11 protein-coding genes and 4 pseudogenes are annotated in these 15,580 nt (G+C 64.3%); 9 read left to right on the top strand and 6 right to left on the bottom strand.

Annotated features, from left to right (window positions below; genetic code table 11):
• Positions 1-30: 30 nt before the first annotated feature.
• Complete coding sequence (locus ACSKB8_RS09470) at positions 31-1,320, bottom strand: IS4 family transposase (RefSeq protein ID WP_438103448.1); 1,290 nt, start codon at positions 1,318-1,320, stop codon at positions 31-33.
• A 617-nt stretch (positions 1,321-1,937) separates the two neighbouring features.
• Between ACSKB8_RS09470 and cpaB the strand changes: the two genes are divergently transcribed.
• The 4 genes and pseudogenes from cpaB (at position 1,938) to ACSKB8_RS09450 (ending at position 6,376) form a co-directional block, all read left to right on the top strand.
• The gene (gene cpaB, locus ACSKB8_RS09465) at positions 1,938-2,750 is read left to right on the top strand and encodes a Flp pilus assembly protein CpaB (protein WP_091882530.1); all 813 of its coding nucleotides are present in this window, start codon (positions 1,938-1,940) and stop codon (positions 2,748-2,750) included.
• A gap of 13 nt (positions 2,751-2,763) precedes the next feature.
• Positions 2,764-4,280 (top strand): annotated as a pseudogene (locus tag ACSKB8_RS09460) (type II and III secretion system protein family protein).
• Positions 4,281-4,355: 75 nt separating this feature from the next.
• On the top strand, positions 4,356-5,090 hold the full coding sequence (locus tag ACSKB8_RS09455) for a CpaD family pilus assembly protein (RefSeq protein ID WP_438110473.1): 735 nt from the start codon (positions 4,356-4,358) through the stop codon (positions 5,088-5,090).
• Positions 5,087-6,376, top strand: a pseudogene (locus ACSKB8_RS09450) (AAA family ATPase). The gene ACSKB8_RS09455 and the pseudogene ACSKB8_RS09450 overlap by 4 nt, the downstream one beginning before the upstream one ends.
• Before the next feature lie 83 nt (positions 6,377-6,459).
• Here the strand turns inward: ACSKB8_RS09450 and ACSKB8_RS09445 are convergent.
• Together ACSKB8_RS09445 and ACSKB8_RS09440 are read right to left on the bottom strand one after the other, a co-directional pair.
• Positions 6,460-7,233 (bottom strand): tetratricopeptide repeat protein, encoded by a 774-nt coding sequence (locus tag ACSKB8_RS09445; RefSeq protein ID WP_438103731.1) that lies wholly within the window; start codon positions 7,231-7,233, stop codon positions 6,460-6,462.
• A gap of 80 nt (positions 7,234-7,313) precedes the next feature.
• Complete coding sequence (locus ACSKB8_RS09440) at positions 7,314-7,559, bottom strand: PilZ domain-containing protein (RefSeq protein WP_018644993.1); 246 nt, start codon at positions 7,557-7,559, stop codon at positions 7,314-7,316.
• 226 nt (positions 7,560-7,785) lie between these two features.
• Between ACSKB8_RS09440 and ACSKB8_RS09435 the strand changes: the two are divergent.
• Positions 7,786-7,887 (top strand): annotated as a pseudogene (locus ACSKB8_RS09435) (ATP-binding protein); the annotation flags it as partial.
• Between the two features lie 418 nt (positions 7,888-8,305).
• On the opposite strand, the gene ACSKB8_RS09430 reads toward ACSKB8_RS09435, so the two are convergent.
• On the bottom strand, positions 8,306-8,758 hold the full coding sequence (locus ACSKB8_RS09430) for a recombinase family protein (protein WP_438110471.1): 453 nt from the start codon (positions 8,756-8,758) through the stop codon (positions 8,306-8,308).
• Positions 8,759-8,845: 87 nt separating this feature from the next.
• Here ACSKB8_RS09430 and ACSKB8_RS09425 point away from each other — a divergent pair, with 87 nt between their 5' ends.
• Together ACSKB8_RS09425 and ACSKB8_RS09420 are read left to right on the top strand one after the other, a co-directional pair.
• Complete coding sequence (locus tag ACSKB8_RS09425; protein WP_438103729.1) at positions 8,846-10,351, top strand: YifB family Mg chelatase-like AAA ATPase; 1,506 nt, start codon at positions 8,846-8,848, stop codon at positions 10,349-10,351.
• A 98-nt stretch (positions 10,352-10,449) separates the two neighbouring features.
• Positions 10,450-10,917: a hypothetical protein gene (locus tag ACSKB8_RS09420; protein ID WP_370989010.1), complete on the top strand. Its 468-nt coding sequence runs from the start codon at positions 10,450-10,452 to the stop codon at positions 10,915-10,917.
• A 16-nt stretch (positions 10,918-10,933) separates the two neighbouring features.
• Here the strand turns inward: ACSKB8_RS09420 and ACSKB8_RS09415 are convergent.
• A protein-coding gene (locus tag ACSKB8_RS09415) for an IS5 family transposase (protein ID WP_438103727.1) occupies positions 10,934-11,682 on the bottom strand; the annotation gives its coding sequence in 2 pieces (ribosomal slippage) (positions 10,934-11,358 and positions 11,358-11,682; 750 coding nt in all).
• Positions 11,683-11,842: 160 nt separating this feature from the next.
• Here ACSKB8_RS09415 and ACSKB8_RS09410 point away from each other — a divergent pair.
• Positions 11,843-12,785 (top strand): IS630 family transposase gene (locus ACSKB8_RS09410; RefSeq protein ID WP_438101750.1). Its coding sequence is split into 2 segments (ribosomal slippage): positions 11,843-12,178 and positions 12,180-12,785, totalling 942 coding nucleotides; the frame shifts between segments, so codons are not numbered across the junction.
• 232 nt (positions 12,786-13,017) lie between these two features.
• Positions 13,018-15,242 (top strand): annotated as a pseudogene (locus ACSKB8_RS09405) (ATP-binding protein).
• Positions 15,243-15,281: 39 nt separating this feature from the next.
• On the opposite strand, the gene ACSKB8_RS09400 reads toward ACSKB8_RS09405, so the two are convergent.
• Entirely contained in the window at positions 15,282-15,578 is a 297-nt protein-coding gene (locus ACSKB8_RS09400; RefSeq protein WP_438103725.1) for a hypothetical protein, read from the bottom strand.
• Between the last annotated feature and the right edge of the window lie 2 nt (positions 15,579-15,580).

Genomic DNA, 15,580 nt, shown 5'->3' with positions numbered 1-15,580 from the left:
TCTCTCCTCAACGTCGTCCCGGCGAAGGCCCTAGGGCATGCACATATCTCTGAGGCTCCATCCTGCTGCGACGGCGTGGAAGTATTCGAGGCCGTTCTTGAAGGTGATCGGGCCCGGCGGCTTGGACGATGGGTAGCCGTCCCAGCCGCCGAGGCGACCAATGATCCAGGCGGCCCAAGCGAGGCTATCGGGCGGATGTGGGTTCTTTAATCGCTTGCTCCCGGCTTCGAGTTGACGGTTGAGGGCGGTGAGCACGTTAATTTGGCCGTTGTCGAAGGCAGCGAGAATGGGTTGGCGACTGCCATTGCGGGCCTGCAGAAGTTGGATTGTGATGACGGCCGCCTTAGCGGCAATCGCGACCAGCTTGAGAAGGCGATCGGCGGTTCCGATCTGGCTGTCTTCGAGCTTGAAGCCTTGTGTCTTCAGGATGCGGAAGAACTGCTCGATGATCCAGCGTTGCTTGTACCATTGGACGATGCGCCAGGCGTCCTCGATGCCGGTAACCTCGTGAGAGGTGAGAAGCCGCCAGTGCAGCGGCTCTACCCCGGTTTCGGCATTGATCTCGCGCACATCGACCACCGCCAATGGCAAGCTTTCCGGCAGATGGCGCAGGAACTTACTCTGTGGGCGGGCGAGCTCGATTGCGCCAAAGCGAAGTTCGAGGTGAGCCAGGCGGGCGGGCCGCGCGGCGCGCGCAGGCAATTGGATCGCACGCCGATCCACCGCGGCCATGGCATCGCTGACCTCATACAAGCCGCTGCGGTCGGCAAGCTTGCGATCATGCATGCTGCGCGCGATGACGTGGAAGTGTTGCTCGGCCGAGCTGGCATAAAGGGCAAAAATATCGCTCTCGCGGTCACCCAGCACCGTCACCGCTGTGGCCTTGGTGAGGAGCGGCTTGGCCGCCATGGCAGTGGATATCCAGCGCTGCGATTCCTTGTCCGATAACTCCCGATCGTCGTGCGAGGTCGTGCGGCGACCTGTGCGCGTCCATATCTGCCCGCTCAAAAGTCCAAGACAGTTGCCGTCATCGGCATCCACAGCCAGCAGCGGATGCAGCAGCACGCCGTGGTTATTGCCTTTGCCGATTTCTCCGAGCCCGCGCCGGCGTTGCGGTGTGGTGTTGAAGTGGATCTCGCTGGTGTCCTGGATGGCCAGCACGTGGCGGCCCTCTACCGCAGCGACCGTGCTTTCGCTCCAGCTTTCGATGATCCGCTCCACCGTCACCTTGTCATGGCCAAGAAAGCGGTTGAACCGCACTTCCAGCGCGCGGTTCCCCCTGGAGAGCTGCCGAAGGCAGACAGTTTTGCCCACAACCATGCGTTCGACGAACGCCGCCCCCCTTTATCGAGACGACGATCCCCGAACCGGCCCAGCGTCCAGTCAATCCGTGACAACATCGCGGCACCCCGTCCAAATCATGGAGTGCCGCAATACGAATCACACAGAACTCTGATTCTGGAATCCTCCCAGGCCGATCCGAATCGAATCCGCCGCACCAGATATGTGCATGCCCTAGGGCGAAGGCCGGGACCCATACCGCGGAATCTATCTGTGGAGTTGGATGGTAGTACCGGCCACCATTTCCTCGCCAAACTCCTCCCTGGGAGTATGGGTCCCGGCCTTCGCCGGGACGACACCTTTGGTGTTGCGCGGTGCTTCCATCTCATTGGCAGGCCGCTCTGACCCCGCCCATCACTAACCACCCATTCACCATGACGCCGCGCGCTGCATCTGCACGCGTCTCACGCGCTACGTGAATTTACGGGGCCGCTGGCCGACCGAATAACGCTGCGTTCACCATCTGCCGAAAACCCGCAGCGTGATCGGCCATCACGTTCGACCTCGCAACACCCCTTATACTTTTACTCCCTGACTCATCGACGCGGGGAACCCGCCACGTGCGGTTCGAGTGCCCCGCGTAAGAGTAGAAGCGTATGAATACCGCACGCATTGTCGTTCTCGTCATCGCACTGGGCGCCGGCGGCGTCGCTGCGTATCTGGCGAGCAGCTATCAGAGTGCGCCCGCGCCCGTTCTGCCCGTCGCCGAGAAGCTGCCGACGGTCGAGGTTCTGGTCGCGAAGAACGACATTGGGCTCGGCCAGGCCGTGAAGCCCGAGGACCTGCTATGGCAAGCCTGGCCGGCGGCGACCGCGAGCAACGCCTTCATCCGCCGCGACAGTAGGCCCGAGGCGCAGACCCAGATCGCCGGCTCGATCGCGCGCGTGCCGTTGATGCAGGGCGAGCCGATCCGCGAGCAGAAGCTGGTCAGGGCCGAAGGCTCCGGCTTCATGGCTGCGATCCTGCCCTCCGGCATGCGGGCCGTCTCCACCGAAATTTCAGCCGAGACCGGCGCCGGCGGCTTCATCCTGCCGAACGACCGCGTCGACATCGTGCTGACCCGCCGCCTGAAGAATCCCGAGACCAACGGACCGACCGGCGGCAATGACCTGATCGTGTCCGAGGTCATCCTGACCAACATCCGCGTGCTCGCGATCGACCAGGCGCCGAAGGAAAAGGACGGCCAGACCGCCGTGATCGGCAAGACCGTCACGCTCGAGCTCAAGCCTGACCAGGTCGCCACGCTGTCGGCTGCGCGCCAGGGCGGCACGCTCCAGCTCGCGCTGCGGAGCATCGTCGATGCCAACGCAGTCGATGGCACGCCCGAGGACCAGGCGGTCAAGCGCCCCGCCGGCGTGAATGTAATTCGTTACGGCGTGCAGGCGCGGCAACTGACGTCACAGAAGTGATGATGGGGATAGCATGAACTACGGGGATGATCGGACGGGCGTGCGCATTCGGGGGAAGCGCGCGCGCTCGTTCTTGGCGGGGACGATGCTGATGCTGGGGCTGCTCGCAGCCCCCGACCGGCTCAGTGCCGCGGACGCGCCGGTCGGCGACCAGACACCGATGCAAGCGCCTGATCTCGGTGTGTCGCCAGTCGCGACGATCGCGCCGGCACGGACACGCTTCCTGTCACTCGGCGTCGGCAAGTCCGTGGTCATCGACCTGCCGCGCGAGGTCAAGGACGTGCTGGTGGCCGATCCCAAGATCGCCAACGCGGTGATCCGCTCGGCGCAGCGCGCCTATATCATCGGCGGCCAGGTCGGCCAGACCAACGTGGTGTTCTTCACCGCCGACGGCCAGCAGGTCGCCTCCTACGACATCGCGGTGAAGCGCGACCTCAACGGCATGCGCGCCGCGCTGCGCCAGTCGCTGCCGGGCGTGCAGATCGAAGGCGTCGGCGACAGCGTGATGCTGACCGGCTCGGTCTCGAGCCCGGTCGAGGCCCAGCAGGCCGGCGACGTCGCCGCCAAGCTCGTCGGCGGCAGCGACAAGGTCGTCAACAACATCGTCGTGCGCGGCCGCGACCAGGTGATGCTCAAGGTCGTCGTCGGCGAAGTCCGCCGCGATATCGTCAAGCAGCTGGGCGTCGATCTCAGCGCCAGCCTGAACGCCGGCACCGCGGTGGTGAACTTCAACAACTCCAATCCGTTCTCGGTCTCTGGTGGACCGATCGTCGCCAACAACGGGCTCGGCGTCGCCGGCCTCGCCAAGGGCGTCGCCACCGTCAGCGCCACGATGCGCGCAATGGAAAGCGCTGGCGTCATGCGCACCCTGGCCGAGCCGAGCCTGACCGCGATCTCGGCGAATCTGCAACCTTCATCGCCGGCGGCGAATTCCCGATTCCGGCGGGCTATTCCTGCGATCCGGTCACCCACGTCTGTACCACCCAGGTCACCTACAAGAAGTTCGGCATCTCCTTGAATTTCACCCCGGTCGTGCTCAGCGAAGGCCGCATCAGCCTGCGCGTCATGACCGAGGTCTCGGAGCTGTCGAATACGAACGCGATCACGCTGACGCAGGCGGTGTCCTCGACCTCGAGCAACTCCATCACGATCCCCTCGGTTCAGACCCGCCGCGCCGAAACGACGCTGGAAATTCCCTCGGGCGGCTCGATGGCGATGGCCGGCCTGATCCAGCAGCACACCAAGCAGGCGATCAACGGCCTGCCCGGCGTCGACCAGGTGCCGATCATCGGCGCGCTGTTCCGCAGCCAGGACTTCGTCAACAACGAGACCGAGCTGATGGTGATCGTGACGCCCTATGTGGTGCGCGCCGTCGCCCAGAAGGAATTGTCGCGGCCTGACGACGGTTTCGCGCCGGCCTCCGACGCGCAGACGGCGCTGCTCGGCCGCATGAACCGCCTTTATGGCATCGCGCGCCGCGTCGATCCGATCAACGGCACGCCCGGCGATTTCGGTTTCATCATCGACTGACGACGAGCGGACGGCCTGGGGAACGGGGCAAGAAACTGGGCAGGAAACGGGGCAAGAGGGGATCAAGCGATGGCGATGACGAGGACGATAGCCGACCGACGCCGCCACTTCAGCGTCGCGCTGGCGCTGACGGGACTGTCCGTCATGCTGGGCGCGTGCAACACCACCGGTGAAATCGTCACTCAGACAGTGCCGACCGACTATCGCCAGCGCCACCCGATCGCGGTGCAGGAGGGCAAGCGCTCGATCGTGATCTTCGTCGGCAAGGCGCGCGGCGGCCTCTCGGCCGCGCAGCACGCGGATGTCGCCGGCATTGCCCGGGACTGGGTGCGCGAAGGCACCGGCTCCGTCGTCGTCGACGTGCCCACCGACACCGCGAATTCGCGCGCGGCGGCGGCGACCTATCAGGAAATCCGCTCCGTGCTCACATCCGGCGGCGTGCCCTCGCGCGCCATCGTCCAGCATCCCTATCGTCCCGAGGATCCTGGCCTCTTGCCGACGATCCGGCTGAGCTATTCCAAAATCAGCGCGGTGGCCGGACCTTGCGGATTGTGGCCGGAAGACGTTGGTCCGAACATCCTCGACCCCGGCTACAACGAGAACCGGCCGTATTTCAATCTGGGCTGCGCCAGCCAGCGCAACCTCGCCGCCATGATCGACAACCCCGCCGACCTCGAACAGCCGCGCGCCGAGACGCCCGCCTACACCGCTCGGCGCGACATCGCCTTCGACCGCTATCGCAAGGGCTCGCCCACTGCGACCGCCTATCCCGAGGCCGACAAGGCCAAACTCAGCGACACCGGCAAATGATTGGCATCCACGACGAAGACGCGGACGATCCGCGGCACCCCGACGAACACATTGCGCCGGTTCCCCGCATCTCGGTGCAGGCCTTTTGCGAGACCGAGCAGACGCTCGCCGCGGTGACAGCGGCGGGGAGGATCGCCGGCTCGCCAAGGCGCATCTCACTGCCAGGGACGGTGGCCTTGCTGCGGCGATCGAAGTCTATGAATCGATGCCGACGCCGAACGTGATCGTGATCGAATCCGATGGCACGCGCGACATCCTGGAGGGGCTCGACGACCTCGCCGGCGTCTGCGATCCCGGCACCCGCGTCGTCGTGATCGGCAATCCCAACGACACTGCGCCCTATCGCGAGCTGGTCCGTCGCGGCGTCAACGATTACGTGGTCGGACCGGTCGAAACCCTCGACGTGGTCCGCTCGATCTGCAGCCTGTTCTCGGCGTCGGAAGCCATCATCACCGGCCGTGTCATCGCGGTGGTCGGCGCCAAGGGCGGCGTCGGCGCGTCCACCGTCGCGCACAACGTGGCCTGGACCATCGCCCGCGATCTCGCGCTCGATTCCGTCGTGATCGATCTCGACCTCGCCTTCGGCACCGCGAGCCTCGACTACAATCAGGATCCGGTGCAGGGCATTGCCAACGCGGTGCTGTCGCAGGACCGGCCGGACACGGCGCTGATGGAGCGCCTGCTCGCCAAATGCACCGAGCGCCTCAGCCTGCTGGCCGCGCCCGCGACGCTCGACCGGGTCTATGATTTCGGCGCCGAAGCCTTCGACGCGGTGTTCGACACGCTGCGCATGACCACGCCCTGCATCGTGCTCGATGTTCCCCACCAATGGTCGGGCTGGACCCGGCGCGCGCTGGTCAACGCCGACGACATCGTGATCGTGGCCGAGCCCGATCTCGCCAATCTGCGCAACACCAAGAACATGCTGAGCGTGCTCAAGGCGGCGCGGCCGAACGACCGGCCGCCGCTGTACTGCCTCAACCAGGTCGGCATGCACAAGCGCGCGGAGATCGAGGTCAAAGCCTTCGCCAAGACCATGGAGAGCCAGCCGCTCGCCGTGATCCCGTTCGAATTCGAAGCTGTTCTCGACCGCCGCCAACAACGGCCAGATGATCGCGGAGGTCTCCAAGAGTCATCGCACCACCCTTCTGTTCCAGAGCATGGCGAACCGCCTTGCCGGCCGCGGCGAGGTGAAGAAGCCAAAGCGTTCGCTGCTCGGGCCGCTGCTGAAAAAGCTGAAGGGCAGGTCGGGCCGCGGATCCGCCCCGCATCGCAAGGCGTCGTAAGGCTAGAAGCGTCTTCGAGCGAACTGGCTACCGGTTCGCGTCAAGACAACGCGTCAAAACGAGAATCTACCCAAGAGCGCGGGCTATCTGTCCGCCCGCTGCTGCTTCTTCGCCAGCAATTGCCGCAGCGCCGTGACCTTTGCCGCCGCCTGATCCGGCGGCAGATCGGCCTTCACGATGGCCTCGGCCTCGGCCTGCTTTCCTTCCAGCCCCAGCACGAGCGCGAGATTGGCGCGCACGCGCGGGTCAGTGGGATTGCGCTCGTGCGCGCGGCGCATCGTTTCCTCCGCCCGCGGCAGATTGTTCTGGAGCATGTAGGACAGGCCGAGATTGGACAAAACCTGCGGCTCGTCGGGCACGATCTTCAAGGCGGTCGCGTAATATTGCTGCGCCTCCTCATTGCGGCCGAGCTGATCGAGTGCCGCGCCCTGCGCCGACAGGATGCGCCAGTCCGGATCCTCGGGCGTATGCGCACGGCCGAGAACGTCGAAGGCCTGCTGGAAATTACCGTTGTCGGCGAGCGCGCGGCCATAGCCGGCGAGCAATGCCTTGTTGCTGGGATGGGCGAGCACGGCCTGCTCCATCACCGCGACGGCCTGCGCCCGCTGGCCGCTCTCGCGCAACGCCTTGCCGTAGGCGAGCGCAACGCTGGGATCGCCGGGCTTGGCGCGATAGCGCTCACGCAAGGCGTCGATGTCCGGCTTGGCGTCGACATTGACGGCGGCTTCAGATCTGACGCCGAGCGCGCCGGTCACATCCTCGATGCCATTGGTCTGGCAGCCGCCGAGGACGAGCACCATGAACGCGGGAAGCAGGAATTTCGCCGAAGGAAAGGCGGCGGACGGACGCTTGGGCATACTCTGATCACTCGGCGACTGATCAGAGATGCTTACCCATTAACGCTAAAGCCCCGTTAAGGAGGCGCGTCCATTGAGGCCTAATCGACGAACTCCGCGCCGAACTCGCAGCCGATGCGCCAGCGCAGGCGGCATTGGCGGGAATAATCGGGCGCGAAGATGATGGTGAATTGCGGCGGCACTTCGAGGAATTCCGCCACCACTTTCACGCCACCATCCGAAATATCCGTGATCGTGCAGTCGCGCGGCAGCGAGCCCGCGCCAAAATGGATCTTGGCCAGCCGGCTGCACACCCGGCGTTCGCTTCTCCGGCGATTTGCAAGCATTTGAATTCTTCACCCGTTAGATCACGGCCCATCCCGCAGCCCCAGGAGTAGCGGACATTCGTTGGAATGTGCTGAGAAGAGCCGCTCGCATTCGAGGCGTAGTGTCCGCGTCACGTTTATGATTGGTTAGGGCTGGCGTGGCTCTCGGGCGTGTTCCCGTATTGTTCTTGCGAAAGGCGCCAGGCTCTGCTACCCCTAATTGCGCGAGAGGCAGGCTGGTTCGAGCATGGTTCAGCGGGTTTCTACCGTCGCCTTTGAGGGGATCGAGGCCCGTGCGGTCGACGTGCAGGTGCAGGTCGCCCCGGGCCTGCCGGCCTTCGCAATGGTATGGACTATTAACCTACATTGGATCAGTGGGGCTGATGTGCTCGGATATTGGTGCCTTCTGCGGTAGGTGCCGGACGTCGCGCAAGGTAGCGTCCAAGCTCGTGGATCCGAACTTGCGGCGGGTACCTAACCTAGATCGCAGTCCCAGCACATCAGGTCCAAGAAGGGGATGGAGCCCTAGCCCCATCCCCAAATTTTGACCGTGGCGTTTGCCTACTCCTCGTCGAGTTCGTCTGGTCCTGCTGCCTTCCCAATCAAGTAGACCAGATCGAGACCAGGCTCCCGAACCTCGCAAACGGCAAGCTCGTTCGAAATGCTGGCAAAAGCGTCTCGAGCCACTCTGTCGATCGAATCTGATGGGCAGGTGCAACGGAGCCTCGAGCAATATTGAGTAGCTTTGCATTAGGTTCGGCTGTGGCTCAAGCCGGACACCACTTCGTCATCGGCTTCAAGGCAGCGGCCGCTACCCTCTTGTTCTTCCATGCGGCAGAAAGTCGCAGGCTCTTCGTCTGGGACTCCTCGTGTGCCCTGCTCATGATCACGAGGGACATGATTAGGTCACCCAGATCAGTCTTCCCAGCTCGGTAGACCCGATTATCCGCGAGGGTAACGAGGTTGATCCCGGCCTGAATGATGCTGAGGAAGAGCGACTGTGCGGCGAGGACCTGCTCCCTGCTCAGGCGGTCGAGAGATTCGACGATCAGGTACGAACCCGGCTGAACGCGTCGGGACCGAACCGCCTCAAGAAACTGACCGAGAGCACCTTCCCGAACGTTTGCTCCCTTGAATGCGGAGACGCCGATGTCCTCAAGCTCACCGCCTTCGGCAAACTCAAGTCCGTTCGCCTCGGCATATGCCCGGGACGCTTCCAGCTGCCTCTTACGACCGTGCCCCTTTAGTTGCAGGTCAGTCGAGATTTCTCAGGTACGAATAAGCTAATGGTTTCAATGTCTTGGTCGTTGTCAAAAAATTCGGCAACGACGGTCGATATCAGACTTGGGTTAATAGTCAACACCTTTGCCATCGTCGGCCTGCCGGACAAGGCGGTGTCGGAGGCGCGCGAGCGGGTCCGTTCGGCCCTGATCGCCTCGGGGCTGGCGCTGCCGGCGCGGCGGATTATCGTCAATCTGGCGCCGGCCGACCTCCCCAAGGAGGGCAGCCATTACGATCTGCCGATCGCGCTCGGGCTGATGGCGGCGATCGGCGCGATCCCGCCGGATGCGCTGACGGGTTTCACGGTTCTGGGCGAGCTCGGCCTCGACGGGTCGATCGCGCCGGTCGCAGGCGTCCTGCCCGCCGCGATCGGCGCCAATGGACGCGAGGAGGGCCTGATCTGCCCCGCCGCCTGCGGCTCGGAGGCGGCCTGGGCGAGCCCGGACATCCAGATCATCGCCGCACAATCGCTCATTCAGATCGCCAACCATTTCAAGGGCACGCAGGTGCTGTCGCGGCCCTCACCGAAGGTGCATGAAGCCGCCGCCTCGTCCCTCGACCTGCGCGATATCAAAGGCCAGGAGAGCGCCAAGCGGGCTCTGGAGATCGCGGCCGCCGGCGGACATCACCTCTTGATGATCGGCGCGCCCGGCGCGGGCAAATCGATGCTGGCGGCGCGCCTGCCCTCGATCCTGCCGCCGTTGTCGCCGAGCGAATTGCTCGAAGTCTCCATGATCGCGTCCGTCGCCGGCGAGATCGAGGGCGGCGCGCTGACCGCGCGGCGGCCGTTCCGCTCGCCGCATCATTCCGCCAGCATGGCCGCGCTCACCGGTGGCGGTATGCGCGCCAAGCCCGGCGAGATCTCGCTGGCGCATCAGGGCGTGCTGTTCCTCGACGAGCTGCCGGAGTTCGATCCGCGCGTGCTGGATTCGCTGCGCCAGCCCTTGGAGAATGGCGAGGTCGCGGTGTCGCGCGCCAATCACCGCGTCACCTACCCTGCCCGCTTCATGCTGGTGGCCGCAATGAATCCCTGCCGCTGCGGCAATGCGTTCGAGCCCGGCTATGCCTGCAAGCGCGGTCGCATCGACCGCTGCACCGGCGACTACCAGGCGCGCATCTCCGGTCCCCTGATGGATCGCATCGATCTGCGCATCGAGGTGCCGGCGGTGACGGCCGCCGATCTGATCCTGCCGCCGCCGGCGGAAGGCTCCGCCGAGGTCGCCGCGCGCGTCGCAGCCGCACGCGACATCCAGCTCGCGCGTTATGCGGAGGCCGGCCTGCCCCACGTCCGCACCAATGCCGAGGCGCCGGCCTCGGTCCTGGAAGAGATCGCAAAGCCCGACGCGCAAGGCCAGAAGCTATTGCGCGACGCCGCCGAGACCATGCGGCTGTCGGCGCGCGGCTATCATCGCGTGCTGCGGGTCGCGCGCACGCTGGCCGATCTCGACAACGCCGACAAGATCGGCCGCTTGCACCTCGCCGAGGCCCTGTCCTACCGCGCACTCGCGGAGGATGTGCGGCAGTTGGCCTGATCATTCCGCGCATCAACCCGGCGGTAACGAGTTTCCTTTACGCTCTGCAAACCATAAGGCCCAACGAGTTCTCCAAAGGGCCCGGCGAGTAGAGTGTCATGTTGCGTTTCAAGATCCTGGCCTCGGTTGTCCCCCTGTTGGCAGCGGCGGTGTTCGCCCGCGCCGAGATCGGATCGGTCTCGCATCCCTGCATCGCCCTGGGCGAGACCTCGGTCGAGCTCACAACTCTATTCTGGACCGCCGGCGTGCACGTCGCCTTCACCGAGGATCCCGCGCAGGCCACGGTGCGGGTTCAGGTCACCGACGATGCGGACGCCGCCGATTTCGCGGTCGTGGACGACGGCCTCGGTTCGGAATCGGAAACCTGCCAGGCCACTCCGTCGACGCGTCTGGTCTCGATCGCAGCGCAGCCCGTCGATGGCGCTCAGGTGATCTATCTCTCTACCGAAGGGCCGGCCGATTACCGCATCTATGTGCGCTCGAAGACGTTCTCGCAGCGCGAGGCAGCGGCACTGATCGTCGGCGCCCGCGGCGGCCACCGCCAGCTCCAGGCCGCCTCGCTCTAAGGCCTGTTTACAGTCGCTAGTTTGCGAGGAAAGCCGCGACGAGATTGAGGAGGCCGGCAAAGCAGGCGTCTGTCTTTTCGTAGCGAGTTGCGATGCGGCGGAATGCCTTGAGCTGGCAGAAGAAGTTCTCGACCAGGTGGCGCCATTTGTACATTTCGGCGTCGTGCGGGATGCGCCCGGCGCGGTCGGCCTTGGACGGGATGACCGCTGCGGCGCCGCGTTGGTTCAGATTGGCGCGCAGCCAGTTATTATCGAAGGCCTTGTCGCCGATCAGCGCTTCAAAATCGAGGCCAGTGATCAAAGGCTCGACGCCAATGCTGTCGTGACGCTGGCCGGGCAGCAGGACGAAGCGAATGAGATTGCCGAGTGCGTCGACCAGAGCCATGATTTTGGTAGTCAGGCCACCACGCGAGCGGCCTATGGCCTGATTTTGAGTTCCCCTTTTGCCCCGGTGCCATGTTGGTGGACCCGGACGAGTGTGCCGTCGATCAGGACATATTCGAAATCGGGATCGTCACAGAGAGCTTTGAAGACCCGCTCCCAGACCCCCTTCTGCGCCCAGCGCCAGAAGCGCGTATACACTGTGAACCACTTGCCGAACGCTTCCGGCAGATCTCGCCACGGCGAGCCCGTGCGCGCAATCCAAAGAACTGCTTCGATAAAGAGCCGGTTGTTACGCCCGGTGCCGCCGGGATCACCGGCTTTGCCAGACAATTCCGGCGCAATCCGCTCCCACTGCGCATCGCTCAACATCAATCGAATCAAGGCTGATCTCCAATTTTCAGCCTTGAATCAATTTTCTACTGATTTGGGAATCCTGTCTGTAAACAGGCCTTAGAGCATGTTGTTTTTTGCCGGAATCGGGATTCCCTGCGGGGAGGATTTCTGATTCAAGCTCCATGCTGGAAAGCGGAGGCCAGCATGGATGACGCGACCGCTTTCGGAAGACATTCGCGAACGCGCTCTTGCGCGAGCTGACGCGGGCGAGACCGTTCGTTCGATCGCAGAAGCGCTTCAGATCAGCCCTTCCTGTGTGACGAAGTGGAAGAATCTGCGGCGGGAGACCGGAGGCGTTTCTCCCGGCAAGATCGGCGGTCACAAGAAGCCGGTTCTGTCCGGCACCAATGCCGACTGGCTGCGCAAACGCATTCACTCCGGCCCATTCACTTTGCGGAAGCTGACGGAGGAACTGGCTGCGCGCGGGATCAAGACAGACGTGCGGGCGGTGTGGACGTTCGTTCACGCCGAAGGGCTGAGCTTCAAAAAAAACGGTCCTGCCGGCCGAACAAGATCGTCCCGATATCGCCCGTAAACGGACGCGCTGGAAGACCCATCAGGGCAGGATCGACGCTTCGCGCCTGGTCTTTATCGACGAGACCTGGATCAAAACCAACATGGCGCCGCTGCGAGGCTGGGGGCCGAGCGGGCAACGTCTCCAGGCGTCTGCGCCTTTCGGCCATTGGAAGACCATGACCTTCATCGCGGCGCTGCGCCACGATCGGATCAGCGCGCCATGGGTCATCGACGGCCCAATCAATGGCGAGCTCTTCACCCTTTATATCGAACAGGTACTGGCGCCGACCCTCGCAAAAGGTGAACTCGTCATCCTCGATAATCTCGGCAGTCACAAGGGCAAGGCGGCGCGCAACGCCATCCGCGCCACAGGAGCACATCTGCTCTTCCTGCCGCCCTACAGCCCCGACCTCAACCCGATCGAGCAGGTCTTCGCCAAGCTCAAACACCTGATGCGAGCCGCCCAGACACGTGATGTCGAAGCGACTTGGCGCAAGGTCGGCGAACTCCTCGACCTCTTCTCCAAGGAGGAGTGCGCCAACTATCTCAAAAATTCAGGGTATGTTTCCGTATAAAAACATCACGCTCTAAAGCGCGATGATATCAGGATCGCGCTTTAGCCTTTTGTTTGAGCATGATCTTTTCGGAAAACCGCTACACACTTTTCCGGATCATGCTCTGAAGCATTAACGCCTCGTCAACCCTGTTTGGAGGCGGCGCCGAAGCCTCAAACTGTTCGCAAGGTCGAGGCGACATCGTCGCACACGGCGAGCGCGGGGTTTCGGACAAGAGTCGGGGTCGGTGGTGATGGGTCGGACGTTCCGGATCAAGGTGCATATGCGCCGCTTCAGGCGACAGCATCCCCGTATCACTTTCGCGATCCGCTCCTTCATGATCTTCTCGGCGACGTTCGGTGCCGCCTATGGTTTCGTCTCCGGCAGCCGATCCGAGAATTCCGGCTACGATCCGAATGCGTTCGCGATCGGCGCGAGCTTCCTGTTCGCCCTCGCCTGTCTCGGCCTTGCGACGCTGAGCATGCGGCTGCGCTTCGTCAACAAGCGACTGCGTACGCTCGCCGCCCACAACGAGGCGCTGATCGACCGCAATTGGGAGCTGAAGGAAGCCGAAGAGCGCGCCCGCAGCCTGTTCGAACAGCAGGGCGACCTGATCGTGCTGCGCGACACAAACGGCCGCATCACCTTTGCCAATGACGCCTATTGCGCGCTGGCCGGACAGACGCGGAGCGCGCTGGTCGGCACCCGCTTCGATTTCGACGTGCTGGAGCAGGGCGACAGCGCGCGCGAGAGCAGCGGCACACGCGTTCACGACCAGAAGATCGCAACCCCGCTCGGCGCGCGCTGGATCGCCTGGCGCGAGGGCTATGTCCGCCGCGATGCCGGACAGCCCGCCGAATTGCAGAGCGTCGGACGTGACGTCACCGACCGCACCGAGACCGAACGCGCTTTGTCCGACGCGCGCGACCAGGCCGATGCCGCCAACCGCGCGAAATCGCGCTTCCTCGCGATGGCCTCGCACGAGATCCGCACGCCCCTCAACGGCATCATCGGCATGGGCGGCCTTCTGCTCGATACCACGCTGACGCCGGAGCAGGCGACTTATGCCAAGGCGGTGAAAACCTCCGGCGAAGCCTTGATGACGCTGATCGAGGAGCTGCTCGATTATTCCAAGATCGAAGCCGGCAAGCTCGATCTCGAGCAACGTCCCTTCGCCTTGTCCACGCTGATCGAGGAGATCACCGAGCTTCTGGCGCCGCGGGCACAGGCAAAAACTCTCGAGATCGCATCCTATGTCGACGAGCGCCTGCCGCTCGAGGTGGTGGGCGACGCCGCGCGGCTGCGTCAGGTGCTGCTCAATCTTGCGGGCAACGCCATCAAGTTCACCGCGAGCGGAGGCGTCGCGCTGATCGTCGAGCCCGGCATCTGGCCGCACGAGATCAGCTTCCTGGTCCGCGACACCGGCATTGGCATCGCGCCGGAAGCGCAGTCGCGCATCTTTCGGGAGTTCGAGCAGGCGGACGAGCGCGTCGCGCGCACCTATGGCGGCACCGGGCTCGGCCTTTCCATCAGCGAGCGCATCGTCAAGCGCATGGGCGGCCGGATCACGCTCACGAGCGAGCCGGGCAAGGGCTCGACCTTCGAGGTCGCGGTGCCGCTTGCCCCGTCACAAGCCGGCGCCGGACAGACGGCATTCCCCAGCCCCGATCTCGCCGGCAAGTCGCTACTCCTCGTCGCCGAGGGCATCGAGGCTTCGCTGATCGCGCGGCGCCTGGAACGCTGGGGCGGCCAGACCTGCATGGTTGCGGATGCGGCGGTCGCCGAGGCGCTGCTGCCGGAGCGTTCATGGCACGCCATGCTGGTCGATCGCGCGATCGGTCCTGCCGCTGCCGACCATCTCGGCGAAGCGGCGCGGGCGCATGCGATGCAGCGGCTCGTGCTGCTGACGTCGAGCTCGCGCCACGAGAAATTCTCCCGGCCCTCACCGGATTCCTGGTGAAGCCGCTGCGCGCGGCCTCGCTCGCCGCACGCCTCGCGCTGACGCCGGAGGTCGCCTCGCCCGATCTCGCGCCGGAGCCGGTGGCAGAATCCACCAGCGCAACGCAGGCGAGGGGCTTCTCGATTCTCGTTGCCGAGGACAACGAGATCAACGCATTGTTGATGCGCTCGCTGCTCACGAAACTCGGCCATCGCGTCGTCATCGCCGTCCATGGCGAGGCGGCGCTGGAATCCTGGCTCGCCGCTTCATCGGCCGGCACGCCCTATGACCTCGTGCTGATGGACATCCAGATGCCGCAGCTCGACGGCATCGAGACGACAAAACGTATCCGCGCACATGAGGCAGCCACGGGTCGCCAGCACACGCCGATCCTGGCACTCACCGCCAATACGCTGGTCGAGGACCGCTACGCCTGTTTCGAGGCAGGCATGAACGGATTCCTGATCAAGCCGCTCGACCGGGAGAAGCTGGACGAGGCGCTGGCCGGGCTGGCCGCGTCCCGGCACCTGGCAGTCTGATCGCGAATCTCATGGGAACCTGAGCCCGGCCGGCGCCAGCTATGGTGCGGGACAGGTCGGGAGCCGAGCATGCCCCGTGCCGTCCGGCGAGACGATCGTTCCTTCATGAGCAGTAAAACGCGGCGCAGCGAGCTTATCAGGCGGCGTTTGGGTGCCTTTGAATATGGTGTCCGTCTTTATCGCGCGCTTACAATGTGGGCACACGAAGAGATGCGCGATGATCGGGGTCGGCTCGTCCGCGAGCAGTTCGGAGCGGAACCACTTCATCTCGATATGACAGTCCGGGCAGATCGGCGCTTCAAGCTGCTCTGCTGCGCTTCTGAGACGATCAACCATGC

The sequence above is a fragment of the Bradyrhizobium sp. BR 1432 genome, assembly GCF_051547705.1.
Lineage (GTDB): Bacteria > Pseudomonadota > Alphaproteobacteria > Rhizobiales > Xanthobacteraceae > Bradyrhizobium > Bradyrhizobium zhanjiangense.
The sequence above is the reverse complement of the archived record's forward strand: the minus strand, read 5'-3'. Positions and strand labels throughout refer to the sequence as shown.

Excerpts from the sequence above, each read along its gene's own strand:
- ACSKB8_RS09445 (WP_438103731.1), bottom strand. The coding sequence starts at position 7,233 with ATGCCCAAGCGTCCGTCCGCCGCCTTTCCTTCGGCGAAATTCCTGCTT.
- ACSKB8_RS09455 (WP_438110473.1), top strand. The coding sequence starts at position 4,356 with ATGACGAGGACGATAGCCGACCGACGCCGCCACTTCAGCGTCGCGCTG.
- ACSKB8_RS09470 (WP_438103448.1), bottom strand. The coding sequence starts at position 1,320 with ATGGTTGTGGGCAAAACTGTCTGCCTTCGGCAGCTCTCCAGGGGGAAC.
- ACSKB8_RS09440 (WP_018644993.1), bottom strand. The coding sequence starts at position 7,559 with ATGCTTGCAAATCGCCGGAGAAGCGAACGCCGGGTGTGCAGCCGGCTG.
- ACSKB8_RS09400 (WP_438103725.1), bottom strand. The coding sequence starts at position 15,578 with ATGGTTGATCGTCTCAGAAGCGCAGCAGAGCAGCTTGAAGCGCCGATC.
- ACSKB8_RS09420 (WP_370989010.1), top strand. The coding sequence starts at position 10,450 with ATGTTGCGTTTCAAGATCCTGGCCTCGGTTGTCCCCCTGTTGGCAGCG.
- cpaB (WP_091882530.1), top strand. The coding sequence starts at position 1,938 with ATGAATACCGCACGCATTGTCGTTCTCGTCATCGCACTGGGCGCCGGC.